Here is a 15,905-nt window from a genome sequence, read left to right on the forward strand (position 1 = left end):
CTCGCTCCTAGTTCCACCCTATCGCCTCAGAATGTGATCTGGCTCATATATTACTGGCGAGTAGTGATGAAATCTCCACGGATCGACACCCTTGAGGTGAAGTAGAATATATGTTCTAATTTCTATATGCGGTGGACACAGCAGGAACTCAACCAGCCCCTCTTCCCCGAACAAGGGGTAGGCGAGTCAGACACGGCACCGGAGGGTGCAACAGAAACGGGTTCGCCCGGATTGCAAGTACCCCTTTTACCCTTAGCTGGATTAGTTAAAACTGTCCAGACTCCCGATTTTTCTGGCATCACCTTTCATGAGGTGTTGTCCAAATCGGCACTCAACAAGGTGCCACCCAGCTCCACCATGCCCTTTGAATGGACAGTGAACCCGTATCGCGGTTGTTCGCACGCCTGCGTGTATTGCTTTGCCCGCAAGAGCCACACCTACCTAGACTTCGATCCAGGCGTAGATTTTGATTCTCAGGTTGTGGTGAAGGTCAATGTTGCTCAGGTTCTACGCAAGGAATTGTTCAAGCCGTCGTGGCAACATCACCACGTTGCACTGGGCACCAACACCGATCCATACCAACGTGCCGAAGGTCGCTACCAACTTATGCCCGGCATCATCAGCGCTTTGGCAGATTCCGGGACTCCCTTTTCTATCCTGACCAAGGGGACACTGCTGGCACGGGACATTCCGTTGCTCCGTGCGGCTGGTCGCGACGTTAGTGTGGGCATGGGAATCTCGCTGGCCTTGTTGGATGAGGACCTGGCCCAGACTTTGGAGCCGGGCACGCCCTCCCCCAAGGCTAGGTTGTCCCTGATCAGCAAGCTGCGCGACGCTGGCCTGCCGTGCGGTGTCATGGCCATGCCGATTCTGCCGTGGCTCACCGACTCGGAGGAAGCTCTGGATACGCTCTTTGCCGCTTTGGCCCAGGCGGGAGCAACAGGGGTGAGTGCCGGGGCCTTGTATCTGCGTCCGGGCACGCGGGAATGGTTCCTGCAGTGGCTGGCCCGCGAATACCCGTCCTTGGTTGGCCGGTACCAGCGGCTCTACGGTTCTGGGTCTTATGCCTCTAAGGAGTACCGGCAATGGTTGGCGGCACGGGTCAATGAAGCAAAAGCCCGGCACGGTTTCGGGAAGCAAGGCTTCATTCATGATCCCCGGCAGGAGGAGGCCCAGTATCCGGCTGGCAGCATGCCCAGCGTCCACAACGACAACAGGGAAAACAAAGACCACACCGACCGGCTAAAGCCGTTAGCAGGCAGCCGATTCCGCGGCATCCCTGCGGCCACAGCTACCGAGGCCGGAACAAAAGCGGGGACCCCGAGTGGGACCCCCGCCTCTGCCGAGCTTGCACCTACTCTGTTCTAGGCTTTCGAGCCGAGACCAGTGGGTGCGCTACCGCTGCCGTGTCCGGCTACTACTTATAGTTATTGAGCCGTCTTACTTGATGAACTGAACGTTGAACGGGAACTTGTACAGCTGCCCGTTACGGAAGGCAGTAGGAGCGTTCAGCGCGGCAATGATGTGGATGACGAACAGCGCCACTCCGGCAATGCCAAAGATGAAGCCCAAGTAGGGAATGAACGTCAACACGATCGCGATGACACGCAGGATCGAGAAGTTCAAGTTCTGGCGGTGGAAGTCATCCGCGAAGCTGTTCTTGCCCTTTTCCGTGAGGAAGAAGATCAGTGCCGGAATCCAGTTGAAGAACACCGAGAGCCAATAGTTCAGAACCACGGTACCTGCGGGGTCAACAGCACCCTGCTGGTACTGCGGAGCCTGAGGCGCCTGCTGGTACTGCTGCTGGGCCGGAGCTTGTGGGTCGGGCGCCTGCTGGTACTGCTGCGGAGCCTGAGGCGCTTGCTGGTAGGGCTGCTGCTGGGCCGGAGCTTGCTGACCATAGTTGGCCTGCTGACCGTAGCCGGGCTGCTGGTAGGGGGCCGATCCAGGCGTCTCGGGTGCGTTGTAGCCCGGCGGTGTCGGCTCGACCGGCGGTGTCGGGGAATTGTTCTGGCTCACGTGATCTCTCCTCAGTTTGGATTCTTGCTTACCAACCTAGTCGCTTTCCGCGCGGCCCGCCCACAAATGACACACGGGCAATGGCCTTAAAGCAGCAAAGGCGGCAGGACCTGGGAGGTTCCTGCCACCTTGTGCACTTGCGAATCCGATTCCGGGGGTTATCCGGACTTGCGGCGGAATTCACGCTTGTGTGCTGCTGCTCCGTGGGAAGCGTTGATCTTGGGCCCACCTGCGGCGGAAACGCTGCCGTGCTGCTGGTTCTTCTTGTTCTCCAGGGCCTGCCGAAACTTTTCTTTCGTTTCCTCGCTGGCGCCTGCGGGTGCTTGTTCGTCGTGGTTATCACTCGTCATGGCACAACCTCCTTGGGGTCTTCAGCACCCAGTCTCGCACAGGACAATACTTTTCCACACCCGGGAGGGGGTTCAATGTTGGGTGAAAGCGATCAGGGCGTGCACAATCGGCAGGTCGGCAGGAATCCAGGGCAATTCCAAGATTTCCGGACCGGCGAGGTCAACCCACAGCAGCAAATCGTGATCCTCCAGCGGTTCCGGGGTTCCCTCCGTTGCTTCAGCCAACCACACGCGCATGGCGGCGCCACGGTTCAGAGGCCAGCCATCCGGCGTCGTGCCTTCTAATTCGGTACCCAGGCACACAGTGATACCCAACTCTTCACGAACTTCTCGATGCAGTGCCTCTTCTGGACCTTCTCCGGGTTCTATCTTCCCGCCAGGGAACTCCCACATGCCGGCAAACTCAGGTGGTGCCGTGCGTCGAGCAGCTAAAAGGTTTTGCGGGTTTCCAAGCGAGTCAACGAGTGCTGCGCCTACGATTTGTTTCATTGTCGTCACCAGGTAAGTCTAGGTCGAACTAGACTGGTAGGGACATCTTCATGTCGAGCCGTTGCGCACTGTGGCGCCGGCACCTGCCGCCCTTGGCGGAACCGGAACCCCGCCTTGTGAAAGTTCGTTTCAATGCCCCTGCTTAAAAACCGGCCCGTTACCACCCCGCTCTCTCCCAACGCCGTTGCCTGGGCAATCTTCGCTTTGGCCATTGGTGGCTTTGGCATCGGCACCACCGAGTTCGCCATGATGGGCTTGCTGCCCAATGTGGCCGAGGGCGTGGGTGTCAGCGTACCGACGGCGGGCCATGTCATCTCCGCCTATGCCCTAGGTGTGGTGGTGGGCGCACCCTTACTGGTCGCCATTGGCGCGAAAATGCCGCGCAAGACGTTGGCACTGGGCTTGATGGCACTGTTTACTGTGGGCAACTTGCTCTCGATCTTCGCCGTGGACTACAACACCTTGTTGGTCACACGTTTCATTGCGGGATTGCCCCACGGCGCCTTCTTTGGCGTAGCCGCAGTCCTGGCAGCTTCCTTGGTAGCCCCTAGCAAGCGCGGGCGTGCCATTTCGATGGTCATGATGGGCTTGTCCATTGCCAACGTGCTCGGTGTTCCGCTCGCTACCTTTGTGGGTCAGCAGTTCGGGTGGCGCTGGATGTTCGTACTGGTGGGCATCATCGGCGTCATCACCATGGTATTCATCGGGATCTTCATTCCAGCCCAAAAGGCTCAGCCTGGAGCAAGCCTCCGCAAGGAACTCGGCGCCTTGCGTCGCGGCCAGGTCTGGCTGACCCTGTTGGTGGGCGTGGTTGGCTTCGGCGGCTTCTTTGCCGTCTACACCTACGTTGCCAACACCATGACTGACGTTGCCGGCTTCGATTCAGGATTCCTGCCCGTGATCGTTGGCCTCTACGGAGTGGGCATGGTGGTAGGAAACTACATTGGCGGACGGCTCGCCGACTGGTCGGTCATGGGCAGCATCTACGCCGTCATGTCCTTCATCGCTGCCATGTTGGTGTTGTACGCAGCCTCGGTTCACATTCAGTGGATGGCGCTGCTGATGATCTTTGTCATTGGCGCTTCAGGGGCCATGCTGATTCCTTCATTGCAGACGCGGCTCTTGGACGTCTCCCCAGGGGCACCAACATTGGCCTCATCCCTGAACCACTCGGCGCTGAACATGGCCAACGCCCTCGGTGCGTTCGTGGGTGGGCTCGTCATCACGTGGGGCTGGGGCTTCACCGCTCCGGCACTGGTCGGAGCCGTTCTGGCAGTGTTGGGGCTGGGCATTGCCCTGCTCAGCGGACTGCTTGATAAGAAGGACAATAAGGGCCTGAAGGCTTGAACGCCCCGACGATTTCGGAACAGTAGAACTCGACGGCCCTGCAAAAGATCCTCCCCGCACAATCCCTGAATGGGTGGCGCGGGGAGGATCTTTTTTCGTTGCGATGGTGCCTGGGTGCTAGTGCTCGCTGTCCGGCGCACTTTGGGACGTTTTTGGCCCCGAAACGTCCGACAACTGCGCACTCGAGGCACAGTGAAGCACCTAGGACAGGTTTCGGCGGGCCTCAGGGCTTTCAGCCGTTGAAGACAGCCGACATCAGGAAGCCGTGAGCCTCCGATGCGTAGAACAAGCACCCAATCCGCCGAGACTCAAGTCCCCTAGTGGCTTCGGCGTTGTGCCCTTGCACTGGCGTACAGGCAGACAGTTGCTGCAGTTCCGAGGTTGAGGGATTCAGCAGCACCATAGACGGGTACGGCTACACGGTAATCAGCCAAAGCTTTCTCTTCCCCAGCCAGGCCCTGAGCCTCATTGCCGAAGAGCCACATGGTGGGATCTGCCAAGTCATAACTAGAATCCGGGATCTCTTGGTCAAAGGCGCGTGCGGCGCTCTCGTCCTGCAGCAGGTCTAGATTCAGTTGGCCGTAGCCGTCGGCGGCGAGGATGCCCACACCTGCTTCCTTGGCAGCGGCGACAACCTGAGCCACGTCGGCGCCAAGCACGACAGGCAAGTGGAACAGTGAGCCGGCCGTGGAACGGACCGCCTTGGGGTTGTAAATATCTACGCTCGATTGGGAGAAGATCACCGCGTCTGCGCCAGCAGCATCGGCTGCACGGAGAACTGTTCCAGCATTGCCCGGGTCTTGCACACGGCACAGCATGGCGATCAGTTTCGGCTTGGTAGCCAAGACTGCCTCAAGGGGAACGTCCACAAAATTGCACACAGCCACCACGCCCTGCGGCGAGACAGTATCTGTCATGGCGGAGAGGACCATGTCACTGGCGATTCGAACTTGCAGGCGGGAGCCGGGGGCCGAGGCCGTTTCCAGCAGCTCCGGAAACTTCTTCAGGCATTCAACGGTGGCGTACAGCGCCTCCACCACCGGCGTCCCGCCAGCGTCCAGGCAGTCGCGGTGGGCACGCAGCGCTTCACGAACAGCCTGGGGACCTTCAGCCAAGAATTGGCGACGCTTTAAACGGCCCGAGCGCCCAACCAGCTTGGCAACATCCCTCACTCGATCTGCTCGAGGATTGGTCATTGCATCTGCTGGAGGGCGCCCGGTTTCGTTCATGCTTAGGACTTTAGCAGTCACTCCACAGGAACTTAGAACTCAACGGCTCCAAGGTGAAACGGTCAAACAATAAAACGAAAAACTACTTTGCAACCGGTGCTGAGGTGTCAGCAGGCAGTGCAGCCTTGGCCAGGCCAACCAGTGCGGTGAAAGCACCGGCGTCGTTGACGGCCAGATCGGCCAGCATGCGACGGTCAACCTCGATCTGCGCAGCCTTCAGGCCCTGGATCAAGCGGTTGTAGGTCAGGCCGTTGGCGCGTGATGCAGCGTTGATACGCTGGATCCACAGGCGACGGAAGTCACCCTTGCGCTTGCGGCGGTCGCCGTAGCTGTACACAAACGAGTGCAGCAGCTGCTCTTTGGCCTTACGGTACAGACGTGAACGCTGTCCGCGGTAACCCTTTGCGCGCTCAAGAACAACCCGACGCTTTTTGTGGGCGTTTACAGCCCTCTTCACACGTGCCACGTGCGTACTCCTTCAAGTTTAAAGATCCCAAGCCAATCATGCCAGGGAAGGCTTTGATGAAATGGTGTTAGACCCTGAACTGGGAATGACACCGATTGACTTACGAAATTAGATGCCGAGCATCTTCTTGATGTTGCGCACATCTGCCTTGGCGACCAACAGGTCACCCTTCAGACGACGCTTCAAGCTGGAGGGCTTGTGCTCCAGGTAGTGGCGGCGGTTAGCCTGCTGGCGACGCAGCTTACCGGAACCGGTCAGCTTGAATCGCTTCTTCGCACCACTATGTGTCTTCATTTTAGGCATGAGGACCTATCTCCTTACGTATCCACCGGCGCTGCCTGTGGTTCTCTTGCAGCGACTGGTTGGGTCACTGTGTGGGTGTATTCACCGCTGAAAGGTGTGAACCTTATTCAGCTGAGCTGGGGGTTTCGACTGCCGGTTCGCTCTTTGCAGATGCGGGCTTGGCGGTCGGTTTTGCTGCTGCCTTGGCGGGCTTGGCGGCAGGCTTGGCTGCTACGGGCTTGGCCATGGGCTTCGGCATGGGGATGGGCTTTGCAGCCACGGGCTTGGGAGCAACTGCCGGCTTGGGTGCTGCGGCCGGCTTGGCTGCGGGAGCCTTTGCAACGGCCTTCACCGGAGCGGCCTTAGCAGCAGGTGCCTTGGCTGCAGGAGCCTTAGTGGCAGCAGCCTTGGCAGGTACGACGGCGGGAGCCGGCTTTTCTGCCGGAGCTTCCTTCGCGGGGGCTGCTTCGGGCGCCGGGGCTTCGGTTACAGCGGCAGTCTCAACGACTTCCTCCGCAACCGGGGCGGCAACTTCCTGAACAGCTTTAGCGCCGGGAGCCGGCAGGTCCTCGTTAAGGTGCAAACCATCTGGCAACAGATCAGCCAGTGACTGGGTCATGGGGGCCTTGTTGTCACGGTCTACGTCAACGCGAGCGGTGCCATTGGCCACTGCCTCGTTGTGCGCTTTCGCCTCGGCGCGCTGCTGGTTGCGGCGTACCTCTGCCTTGGCTTCGGCCTTGTTCTTCAACGGACCGATGACCATGACCATGTTGCGCCCGTCAATGCGAGGGCTGGACTCGATGATGCCAACTTCAGCAACATCTTCTGCAAACTTCTGCAGGAGACGGATGCCCATCTCTGGACGCTGCTGCTCACGACCGCGGAACTGGATCATGGCCTTGACCTTGTCACCGGTGCCGAGGAAGCGCAGTGCGTGACCGCGCTTGGTCTCGTAGTCGTGCTTATCGATTTTGAGTCGGAAACGGATTTCCTTCAAAACGGTGTTGGTCTGGTTCTTGCGGGCTTCACGAGCCTTGACGGCGGCTTCGTACTTGTACTTGCCGAAGTCCATCAGTTTGCACACCGGCGGCTTAGCCGTCGGTGCGACCTCAACCAGATCCAAGTCGGACTCTGCTGCTAAACGGAGGGCGTCTTCAATGCGGACGACACCTACCTGTTCGCCTGCTGGCCCAACCAACCGCACCTCGGGGACGCGGATTCGATCATTGATGCGTGGCTCGCTAATGTGTGGCTCCTGTTGCTTGAAAAGTGTGAGTACCATCAGCAACGAAGAAGGCCCCCAATTTGCTGATGCAATGGAGGCCTCGAGGGATTGGCTTGCAGTCCCCTATAACGGGAACAGCCTGGCTCTCCGTACTACGGAAAGCGCCAACCTAAACCAGACAACTCCATTACTGGGTCGAAAGGTGGGAGAGGACTCCACTTGCAAACACGATTGTAGTACATTCCCCATCCCACAGAAAACCCAATTGCGGATCCTCTGGAGAGCTGGCGAAATAACAGCATCGCGTCGGTCTATGACAAGCTTAGCAGTATGAGTAGCTCAGATAATAATTCGGACACACGTAACACCTTCCAGCCCGCCCCCGAAGAGGCCCTGAGTGATAGTCAGGCAGCTTCCGTAGTGCGTGATATCGCCGAAGTCCCTGCCATTGAGGTCATCACCACGGCGGCCGTTCACCTCATGAGCGCAGCAGCGGTCAAGTGCGGTCTGGCTGCAGGCCCGGACGCTGAGGAGCTCAAGGACCTAGACGAGGCTCGCAAGCTCATCACCGCGCTAGCCGGCTTCGTCACAGCTGCAGCACCGGAAATTGGTAGCCAGCATGCCGGACCGTTGCGCGATGGTCTGCGTTCACTGCAGCTCGCTTTCCGTGAAGCCTCAGAGTTCCCGGATGCACCGGGCAAGGGACCGGGCGAGAAGTTCACTGGCGCCGTCAACTAGGCCCCACCCGCTCGCGCGCTCTACTATCAGCTTCATCTTCACCGCGAACGATGAGTAGTTAGCAATGTCACCCACAAACATTGTCATCTACTCACCGTTCGCGGTGCTTAAAGGAAGATTTAGGGCAGCTACACCGGGTCCGGCTCACCTAGAAGGTCATCAAAGTTATCTGTCTGCTTTGATTCCGTCGATTTTGTGTCAGTTATTAGTGGCTTACGGCGGCGCCAGATAGCCATGCTCACCAATCCGATGATCGACAAGACGCCACAGACCAAACCGATGATGGCAAAGCCAGCCCAGGGACCGATGCCATCGATCATGGCCCCTGCAAAAGGAGAACCCATGGCGCTACCGATCGTCATGGACGAGCCGTACCAACCCATAGCTTCACCGCGGCGGCGTTCTGAAACCAGATCGGCAATGTGTTCGGCACTTGAGGTCAAGACCGGAGCACACAGTAGACCAGGAAGAATCGATAACAGTCCCAGCGTCCAAGCATTGGTGGCAAACCCCATTGGGATGATCAGGATCGCCATGGCCATCAGCAGCCACAGGGGATTGACGGAGCGCTTGAGGGCGCCGTAGAGAATGCCACCAACGATCGAGGCACCACACCAGAAGATGAACACGATCCCAAGATCGCCGACGACTTCATTTTCGCGCATGACCGCGACCATTCCCACATTGGTTCCAGCCAAGACCAGCCCGGCGCCCAGGGAGGTGCCCAAAATGGCCAGTACCGCAATATTGACCCAGCGCAGATTGTGCCGAGTCCCACCCCACAATCGGACCAGCGCGCTCTTGCCCGAGAGGTCTGGTGCTTCGCGGTCCTCAACTGCATCCAGAGGATGCGCCTCAACCACACCGACGGAAACGAAGGATCCTTTTTGGCCAGTTCTTGTGGGCGGGTTGAACACCATCAGAAAGACTCCGGCCATGGACGCGGTGACACCGATGATGACTAGGCCCACCACCGTGTGAATGGTGGTTGCTAGCAAGACTCCGGCGGCGGGCCCGATCATGAACGTGATTTCAGCGCCCATGGAATCCAGTGCGTAGGCGGTGCGCCGCTGCTCTTGGGGCACCATCACGCTGAGTGCTTGACGCACCACAGAGAAGATCGGAACGGCGAAGATGCCGCCAATGACGGCAGCCACTACCAGAAGCTGGAAGCTCAGGAATGGAGCCAGGCTCCACACCACTACTTCGGCAACTACTGACGGCAGGAGTGCCTTACGCAGTCCATAGACGTCCACGAGTCGACCGCGCCACGGGGCGCCGAACGCCATGCCGATGGTGATGGCCGCTGCAACAAGGCCTGCTGAGGCATAGCTAAGCTGCATCGTTTCAACCACATGCAGAGTCAACAGCACACCTGCAGCTGCATGCGGGATGCGCGCAAACATGGCTACAATCAGCAGCCTGCGCACGGGTCCGACCGCGAGTATTTCACGGTAGGCGGCAAAGTTCACCTGGGGGCTCTCTTTCGTGATCCATCACAAGAGAGCGCCGAGGCTACCATGCGATGAGGTTGTCCTGAATGTGGGGATGCCGTAGGCGAACATGAATTGAATCCACTGCCTGAGCAAAGTACTCATTCGCCGCCCAGGACGCTTGCAGCGCAGCGAGCACACCGTTTACCGCGGCTTGGTCCAGCCCGGGCAATAAGGTGATGGTGACACAGAGTTCTGGGCCCACTCCACCGCCGGAGACCAACAGTGCCGACGGTTCAGCTTTTGGGTACCACTGGGATTGTATGCCCTGACCGGCGCTGGCAGAAATGTCCACAACGGCTGTGTTACCAAGGGCCGACACAGACTCGCGCAGAACGCGCTCAACCGCTGCATCCCCGTAGCTGGGCTCCCACTGTTGCTGTTGCGCCAGCGACCACATTGCCGGGCGGCGGACCACAAAGGGCCGCTCCGAGCCAGGGTCTACCACCAGCAGTTGTGCTTCCTCGGCCACCGCAGACAACGCTGCCCGCGCCGCATAAACAGCAACCGGTCGCGCTTCGGGATGCCACCGTGTGAGAGCTTCGGCATTGGAAAAAACAGGGAGGGCCCGGCGGCCATCGGGACCTTGCACTGTCACCAGAGCCATGTCCGATTCCTTATCCGAGACCAGACCGTTTTCACCTACTGTCTGTTCCGCCAGCTGCGCCACGATCGGAATGAACACCCGGGCGGTGGCGAGGGAGGCAACTACCTGCGCTTCGCTGCCGTCACCGGAGGCTAGCGCCGCGAGGGCGGCCGCAAACCCGGCGTCCATGGCGCCGTCGTCGGTGTCAAAGTTGTGGTACTTTTCCTGCGCAGGAAGATCGCGGCCCGCCCAGGGCTGTCCAGCAGAATCGGTGCTGCCGCCAGCCCCGGCCAGAGCTGCTGCGATGTGTCCGGGCAGATGCTTCTTGGGCATCTCGGTCATGATTTAGCGACGGCCTGCAACGTCAAGGGCCTGCGGGAGCGTGAATGCGCCGGAGTACAGAGCCTTGCCAACGATGGCACCCTCAACACCTTCGCCGACCAATTCGCGCAAAACGCGCAGGTCCTCGAGGCTGGAAATTCCGCCCGACGCCACCACAGGCTTTGAGGTGCGGGTGCACATTTCGCGCAGCAGTTCTACGTTGGGGCCGCGCAAGGTGCCGTCCTTGGTGACATCGGTGACCACGTATCGTGCGCAGCCGGCATCTTCAAGGCGAGCCAGGACCTCCCAGATGTCCCCGCCTTCCTTGGTCCAGCCGCGGCCTGCCAAGGTGGTGCCGCGAACATCAAGTCCGACGGCGATTTTGTCACCAAAGCGGTCAATGACCTTGGCGGTCCACTCCGGGTTCTCCAGCGCAGCCGTGCCCAGATTTACACGGCCCACACCCAATTCCAGGGCGGCTTCCAGCGTTGCGTCATCGCGCAGCCCACCGGAGAGCTCGACCTTGACGTCCAGGACCTGCACCATTTCGCGCAGCAGTTCCGTGTTTGAGCCGCGACCAAAGGCCGCGTCAAGGTCCACGAGGTGAACCCATTCGGCGCCGTCGTTCTGCCACTTCATGGCGGCGTCGAGCGGGGAGCCGTAACTCGTTTCCGAACCAGCCTCGCCCTGCACCAAGCGCACGGCCTGGCCGTCCACAACGTCGACAGCGGGCAGCAATTCCAAAATGGGGGTGGTCATGGGGTCCTCAACGTTGTTTGTCCTACGGGTGGAAACTACAGGAAGAAAGCTGCGGCGTAGCCGCGGGTTACTGCGTGAAACTTGACGAGCGTGAAACTAGACGAGCATCAAGCTAGAGCGTGAACATGTAGGCGGCTATGAGAGACATGGCGGCCAACGCGGCAAAGCTGATGGGGATCCAGCGCGGGGTTTTCTGCTGGTAGAACGTATAGGCTCCACCGATCAGCAAGCCTGCCAGTGCCATCAACAACAACGAGTACATCAGCGAGCCGCCTTAGTCAGGGAATTGACCCAGTTACGCAGCATGCGGGCTCCTGCGTCACCGGACTTTTCCGGATGGAACTGTGTTGCGCAGAGCGGGCCGTTTTCAACGGCCGCGATGAACGGGGCACCGTGCTCGGACCAAGTCACCATGGGCGGACGCATTTTGGGCTGCAATACCTCAAAGTCCCACTTCTGCACACCATAAGAATGCACAAAGTAGAAGCGCTCAGATTCAACGCCTTCAAAAAGCATGGAGCCTTCAGCTGCTGTGACGGTATTCCACCCCATGTGCGGGACCACGGGGGCCGGCAATAGCTCCACAGTCCCCGGCCACTCCCCCATGCCTTCGCGGTGGGTGCCGTGTTCTACTCCGGCGTCGAAGAGGACCTGCATACCGACGCAGATGCCCAGCACTGCCCGGCCACCGGCAACGCGGCGGCCGATCATGCGCAGCGCATCAACGGCCTTGAGCTCGTCCATGACCGAACCAAAGGCGCCCACGCCAGGGACAACCAAGCCGTCGGCGTTGAGAACATCCTCGGGTTTAGCACTGAGCGTTACCACTGCCCCGGCACGTTCCAGCGCGCGGACGGCTGAACGGACGTTGCCCGATCCATAGTCCAGCACCGTGACCGTGGGCTTGTCACTACCTGCCGTGTTGCTTACTGCTGACTCGGTAGCTGCCGAACTCACAAAAGGCCCTTCGTGGACGGAATGCCGGTGACGCGGGGATCGGCTTCAACGGCCGAGCGCAGTGCCCGGGCGAAGGCCTTGAACTGCGCTTCGACGATGTGGTGCGGATCGCGGCCAGCAATGACTGTCATGTGCAGGCAGATCTGAGCATGCAAGGTGATGGCTTCAAAGACGTGGCGGGTAAGCGAGCCAGTGAAGTGACCACCGATCAGGTGGTATTCCTGTCCGGCAGGCTCGCCACCATGTACCAAGTAAGGACGGCCGGAAAGATCAACCACGGCGTTCGCGAGGGCTTCATCCAAGGGGACCGTGGCTTCGCCGAAGCGGCGGATCCCGGCCTTGTTCCCTAGGGCCTCCTTGAGGACTTCACCCAAGGAGATGGCCACGTCTTCTACCGTGTGGTGGGCATCGATGTGGGTATCGCCAGTGGCCTTGATGTTCATGTCGATCAGGGAGTGCTTGGACAAAGCCGTGAGCATGTGATCGTAAAAGGGCACGGAGGTGTCAATGTTTGACACGCCGGTGCCGTCGAGGTTGATCTCCACCATGACGCTTGACTCGCTCGTGGCACGCTCCAGGCGGGCAGTGCGTCCCTGGCCGGGATTCGGGCTGTTCTGAGTCATTGCGGCAGTCCTTTGTTGTGGTGCGCCTTCGCAGCCGGCAGTTGCCGGGCAGGGACGGGCGCGTAAACGAATTGGTGTAGTGCTACCAGTTTAGGAGAGAAGACATGGTTATACCCAAACCTCTCCCCTGGCGAGAAGGAACCAGCCATGTTCGACGGCGGATCCTCCTCACAGAATTAAAAAGCGTCCTCAGGCGGCAAGGAAGGCGCGCAGTCCTTCAAGGAAAGCTGTGGTCTCGGCTTCCGTACCTGCCGTGACACGCAAGTGGCCCGGAATTCCAACGTCGCGAATGAGTACGCCGTCGGCCAGCAAGGCTTCCCAGACCGCATGCGGATTCTCAAGTCCACCAAAGAAGACAAAGTTTGAATCGGACGGCGCCGGGCTAAGCCCTAGAGCAATGAGCTCCTTGACGATCCGGTCCCGCTGGACTTTGATCTGTTCGACATTGGCTAGCAGTGAGGTGGAGTGCCGTAGGGCTGCCACAGCTGTTGCTTGGGTAATGGCGGAGAGGTGGTAGGGCAGGCGGACCAGACGCAGGGCGTCGGTGACTTCCGGCGCAGCAGCCAGGTATCCCAGTCGTGCCCCTGCTAAGGCGAAGGCCTTGCTCATGGTGCGTGAGACCACCAGTCGAGGCCGCCCCTCGAGCAAGCTCAGAGCACTCTCGGTTCCTGTGTGGGCAAATTCTGCGTAGGCCTCGTCAACAATAACCACTGTTTGAGATGCCTCGCCGGCTGCATAGACGGCTTCCACAACGTCCAGGCCCAAAGCCGTTCCGGTGGGATTGTTGGGCGAGCAGAGGAACACGAGGTTCGGAGCATGCTGGCGAACCTGCTCGGCGGCAGATTCCGCAGAAAGACTGTAGTCCTGGGCGCGAACACCAGCGATGTAGCCTGTCCCGGTTCCGCTGGCGAGTAGCGGATACATGGAATATGTGGGAGGGAATCCCATGACGGTGCGGCCCGGACCTCCGAATGCCTGCAGTAACTGCTGGAGCACTTCATTGGATCCATTGGCCGCCCAAAGATTATCTTCACTCAAGCCGTGGCCAAGATAAGCCGCCAGCTCTTGGCGCAGAACGGTGAATTCTCTGTCCGGGTAGCGGTTGAGACCATTTAGCTCTTCGGCCACTGCTGCAAGGATTGCTTCCTTGGCATCGGCCGGAACACCAAAGGTGTTTTCATTAACATTCAGCAGCACCGGAACATCAAGCTGAGGTGCACCGTAGGGGTGCTGTCCACGCAAGTCGTCACGAAGCGGCAATTGACTTAGGCGTTCAAACTGGTCCATGCCCTCCAGCATATTTGCTTGCCGTGGAAAAGTTCGAAACGGCGACACAATGCGGACACCATCACCTGCAGGAGCGCTACTTCGGGATGGGAACGTAAAGCCGCTGACCTGCCTGCAGGACACCGGTGCCCAGATCGTTCAGTGCAACGATTTCGCGAACCACATGGCGTACATCGCGGGTGGGATCGGCAGCACCGGCAATGCTCCACAAGCTGTCGCCCTGCAAGACCGTCACGGCGACGGCGTAGTCGGCCATGTTGACCGCCTTCACCTCAGCGGCCGCGTTTGCCGGACTCGCGAGAGATCCGGCCATGATGGCAAAGGAGACAAACAAGATCAGCGCCGCGACAGCGAGAGTCGGGATGCCGAAGAACACCAACCGACCACGACGGGTCAAGCTGAGCCGAGTGCTGCCAGCGAAGTCCGCTGTGCCACAATCTGCTCCACCGATCTTCACTTCCCCTGATCGAACAGCTCCATGTTGGGCAGCACGATCCATGGTCGGTGCAGGGCCGGGCAGGGACACGCCAAAGGATGCGTGGGAGATAAGCAATGCGTTCATGACTTCTGGTCCTTTCACCGTGAATCCACTGCCCAGGGGCCAACTGCAGCCATCGGACCAAGATTCCACACTCAACATCTTCGATAGAACGTATGTTCTAATTTGCTACTAGTACAGTTTTAGCATCTATAGACGACACTTGCCAAGAGCAAATAGAACAAATGTTTGAAATTCGTCTCTTCGTGGCTTAAACTTGCAGAACAAGGATTGGCCGCTAGATGCAGTCCACCAGCAGGCACTGACATTGTTCAGGGCAGCCACGAAAGGACCGACGGAACCATGGCGCTTCCAGACCCGCCGCACCGCATTCCCCAAGCACCCAGCCGCGCTGGAATGAAGGGCCTGACGGTAAGGCAGAAGAAAATTCTCGAGTGCATCCAACGGTGCATTGCCGACAAGGGCTACCCGCCCTCAATGCGCGAAATTGGCGATTCCGTGGGGCTGGCTAGCCTTTCCAGCGTCACTCATCAGCTGACCCAGTTGGAGCGCCACGGCTATTTGCGCCGTGATCCCAAGCGTCCCCGCGCCATGGAAGTTCTCATCCCGCTGGTATTGGACAGCGGAGTTGTCGAAATCGAAGGCGTTAGCGCACCGAAGACTCTGCGCAGTTCGAACGGTCTGAACTTTGCCGAGCTGAGCAGTTCTTCGGACACCGCTTTTGTGCCTCTCGTGGGCCGCATCGCAGCAGGTGGCCCCATCTTGGCTGATCAGTCAGTGGATGACATCATGCCTTTGCCGCGGCAGATCGTGGGCAGCGGTGAATTGTTCATGCTCAGGGTCCAGGGTGATTCCATGATCGACGCCGCCATCTGCGACGGCGACTGGGTTGTTGTGCGTCAACAGCCAACAGCCAACAACGGCGACATTGTGGCGGCATTGCTCGAGGATGAGGCGACCGTCAAGACGTTCCGTCAGCGTGACGGTCACACCTGGCTCCTGCCACAGAACACTCGCTATGAGCCGATTCTGGGCGACCATGCCACCATCATGGGCAAGGTCGTCTCGGTGCTGCGAAGCCTCTAACCGAAGTCTCTAACGAAAAAACCGATAGCCGGCCGCCGTTGGCGCGTGCCGAAGAAGTACGAAGGCACCCCGTCAGCTCATGAGCTGATGGGGTGCCTTCGTGTGTGGCAGCCAAAATGTGTGTACAGCCCGGAGTGTCAGTGGCTTCT

At 59.4% G+C, this 15,905-nt stretch carries 19 protein-coding genes; 4 read left to right on the plus strand and 15 right to left on the minus strand.

Translation table 11 applies throughout. The features are described 5' to 3' along the window. Positions 1-126 precede the first annotated feature (126 nt). A complete protein-coding gene (locus tag AB0P14_RS00210) occupies positions 127-1,368 on the plus strand; it encodes an Rv2578c family radical SAM protein (RefSeq protein ID WP_363836413.1) in 1,242 nt (413 codons plus the stop codon). 72 nt (positions 1,369-1,440) lie between these two features. On the opposite strand, the gene AB0P14_RS00215 is transcribed toward AB0P14_RS00210, so the two are convergent. From AB0P14_RS00215 to AB0P14_RS00225, 3 genes are all read right to left on the minus strand, one after another. After that, a complete protein-coding gene (locus AB0P14_RS00215) occupies positions 1,441-2,019 on the minus strand; it encodes a DUF4870 domain-containing protein (RefSeq protein ID WP_363836414.1) in 579 nt (192 codons plus the stop codon). Positions 2,020-2,177: 158 nt separating this feature from the next. Then, positions 2,178-2,369, minus strand: coding sequence for a DUF5302 domain-containing protein (locus AB0P14_RS00220; protein ID WP_363836416.1), 192 nt, complete (start codon positions 2,367-2,369; stop codon positions 2,178-2,180). A gap of 72 nt (positions 2,370-2,441) precedes the next feature. Continuing rightward, the gene (locus tag AB0P14_RS00225) at positions 2,442-2,867 is read right to left on the minus strand and encodes a (deoxy)nucleoside triphosphate pyrophosphohydrolase (RefSeq protein WP_363836417.1); all 426 of its coding nucleotides are present in this window, start codon (positions 2,865-2,867) and stop codon (positions 2,442-2,444) included. A 123-nt stretch (positions 2,868-2,990) separates the two neighbouring features. Here AB0P14_RS00225 and AB0P14_RS00230 point away from each other — a divergent pair, with 123 nt between their 5' ends. Next, positions 2,991-4,205 carry an MFS transporter gene (locus AB0P14_RS00230; protein WP_363836419.1) on the plus strand — a complete coding sequence of 405 codons (1,215 nt, stop codon included), beginning with the start codon at positions 2,991-2,993 and terminating at the stop codon, positions 4,203-4,205. Positions 4,206-4,522: 317 nt separating this feature from the next. On the opposite strand, the gene AB0P14_RS00235 is transcribed toward AB0P14_RS00230, so the two are convergent. From AB0P14_RS00235 to infC, 4 genes are all read right to left on the minus strand, one after another. Beyond that, positions 4,523-5,434: an RNA methyltransferase gene (locus AB0P14_RS00235; protein WP_363836421.1), complete on the minus strand. Its 912-nt coding sequence runs from the start codon at positions 5,432-5,434 to the stop codon at positions 4,523-4,525. Positions 5,435-5,516: 82 nt separating this feature from the next. Further along, the gene (gene rplT / locus AB0P14_RS00240) at positions 5,517-5,900 is read right to left on the minus strand and encodes a 50S ribosomal protein L20 (RefSeq protein WP_363836423.1); all 384 of its coding nucleotides are present in this window, start codon (positions 5,898-5,900) and stop codon (positions 5,517-5,519) included. Between the two features lie 108 nt (positions 5,901-6,008). After that, the gene (gene rpmI / locus AB0P14_RS00245) at positions 6,009-6,203 is read right to left on the minus strand and encodes a 50S ribosomal protein L35 (protein ID WP_038467906.1); all 195 of its coding nucleotides are present in this window, start codon (positions 6,201-6,203) and stop codon (positions 6,009-6,011) included. 103 nt (positions 6,204-6,306) lie between these two features. Beyond that, complete coding sequence (infC, locus tag AB0P14_RS00250; RefSeq protein ID WP_363836425.1) at positions 6,307-7,464, minus strand: translation initiation factor IF-3; 1,158 nt, start codon at positions 7,462-7,464, stop codon at positions 6,307-6,309. 273 nt (positions 7,465-7,737) lie between these two features. On the opposite strand from infC, the gene AB0P14_RS00255 reads away from it, so the two are divergent. Beyond that, positions 7,738-8,145 carry a DUF1844 domain-containing protein gene (locus tag AB0P14_RS00255; RefSeq protein ID WP_363836427.1) on the plus strand — a complete coding sequence of 136 codons (408 nt, stop codon included), beginning with the start codon at positions 7,738-7,740 and terminating at the stop codon, positions 8,143-8,145. A gap of 128 nt (positions 8,146-8,273) precedes the next feature. On the opposite strand, the gene AB0P14_RS00260 is transcribed toward AB0P14_RS00255, so the two are convergent. The 8 genes from AB0P14_RS00260 to AB0P14_RS00295 all read right to left on the minus strand — a co-directional run bounded on the left by AB0P14_RS00260 (position 8,274) and on the right by AB0P14_RS00295 (position 14,733). Then, positions 8,274-9,617, minus strand: coding sequence for an MFS transporter (locus AB0P14_RS00260; RefSeq protein WP_363836429.1), 1,344 nt, complete (start codon positions 9,615-9,617; stop codon positions 8,274-8,276). A gap of 43 nt (positions 9,618-9,660) precedes the next feature. Then, entirely contained in the window at positions 9,661-10,566 is a 906-nt protein-coding gene (locus AB0P14_RS00265; RefSeq protein WP_363836431.1) for an SseB family protein, read from the minus strand. A 3-nt stretch (positions 10,567-10,569) separates the two neighbouring features. Next, positions 10,570-11,304 (minus strand): bifunctional 1-(5-phosphoribosyl)-5-((5-phosphoribosylamino)methylideneamino)imidazole-4-carboxamide isomerase/phosphoribosylanthranilate isomerase PriA, encoded by a 735-nt coding sequence (priA, locus tag AB0P14_RS00270; protein WP_363836433.1) that lies wholly within the window; start codon positions 11,302-11,304, stop codon positions 10,570-10,572. Between the two features lie 112 nt (positions 11,305-11,416). Further along, a complete protein-coding gene (locus AB0P14_RS00275) occupies positions 11,417-11,566 on the minus strand; it encodes a hypothetical protein (RefSeq protein ID WP_363836434.1) in 150 nt (49 codons plus the stop codon). Further along, positions 11,566-12,261: an imidazole glycerol phosphate synthase subunit HisH gene (hisH, locus tag AB0P14_RS00280; protein WP_363836436.1), complete on the minus strand. Its 696-nt coding sequence runs from the start codon at positions 12,259-12,261 to the stop codon at positions 11,566-11,568. The genes AB0P14_RS00275 and hisH overlap by 1 nt, the downstream gene beginning before the upstream one ends. Continuing rightward, a complete protein-coding gene (gene hisB, locus AB0P14_RS00285; RefSeq protein ID WP_363836438.1) occupies positions 12,258-12,884 on the minus strand; it encodes an imidazoleglycerol-phosphate dehydratase HisB in 627 nt (208 codons plus the stop codon). The genes hisH and hisB overlap by 4 nt, the downstream gene beginning before the upstream one ends. A 189-nt stretch (positions 12,885-13,073) precedes the next feature. Continuing rightward, positions 13,074-14,171 carry a histidinol-phosphate transaminase gene (locus tag AB0P14_RS00290; RefSeq protein ID WP_363836439.1) on the minus strand — a complete coding sequence of 366 codons (1,098 nt, stop codon included), beginning with the start codon at positions 14,169-14,171 and terminating at the stop codon, positions 13,074-13,076. A gap of 76 nt (positions 14,172-14,247) precedes the next feature. Further along, complete coding sequence (locus AB0P14_RS00295; RefSeq protein WP_363836441.1) at positions 14,248-14,733, minus strand: LysM peptidoglycan-binding domain-containing protein; 486 nt, start codon at positions 14,731-14,733, stop codon at positions 14,248-14,250. 333 nt (positions 14,734-15,066) lie between these two features. On the opposite strand from AB0P14_RS00295, the gene lexA reads away from it, so the two are divergent. After that, on the plus strand, positions 15,067-15,756 hold the full coding sequence (gene lexA, locus AB0P14_RS00300; protein WP_363838079.1) for a transcriptional repressor LexA: 690 nt from the start codon (positions 15,067-15,069) through the stop codon (positions 15,754-15,756). Positions 15,757-15,905: the final 149 nt, after the last annotated feature.

It is taken from the genome of Specibacter sp. NPDC078709, from assembly GCF_040686795.1.
Taxonomy (GTDB): Bacteria; Actinomycetota; Actinomycetes; order Actinomycetales; family Micrococcaceae; genus Specibacter.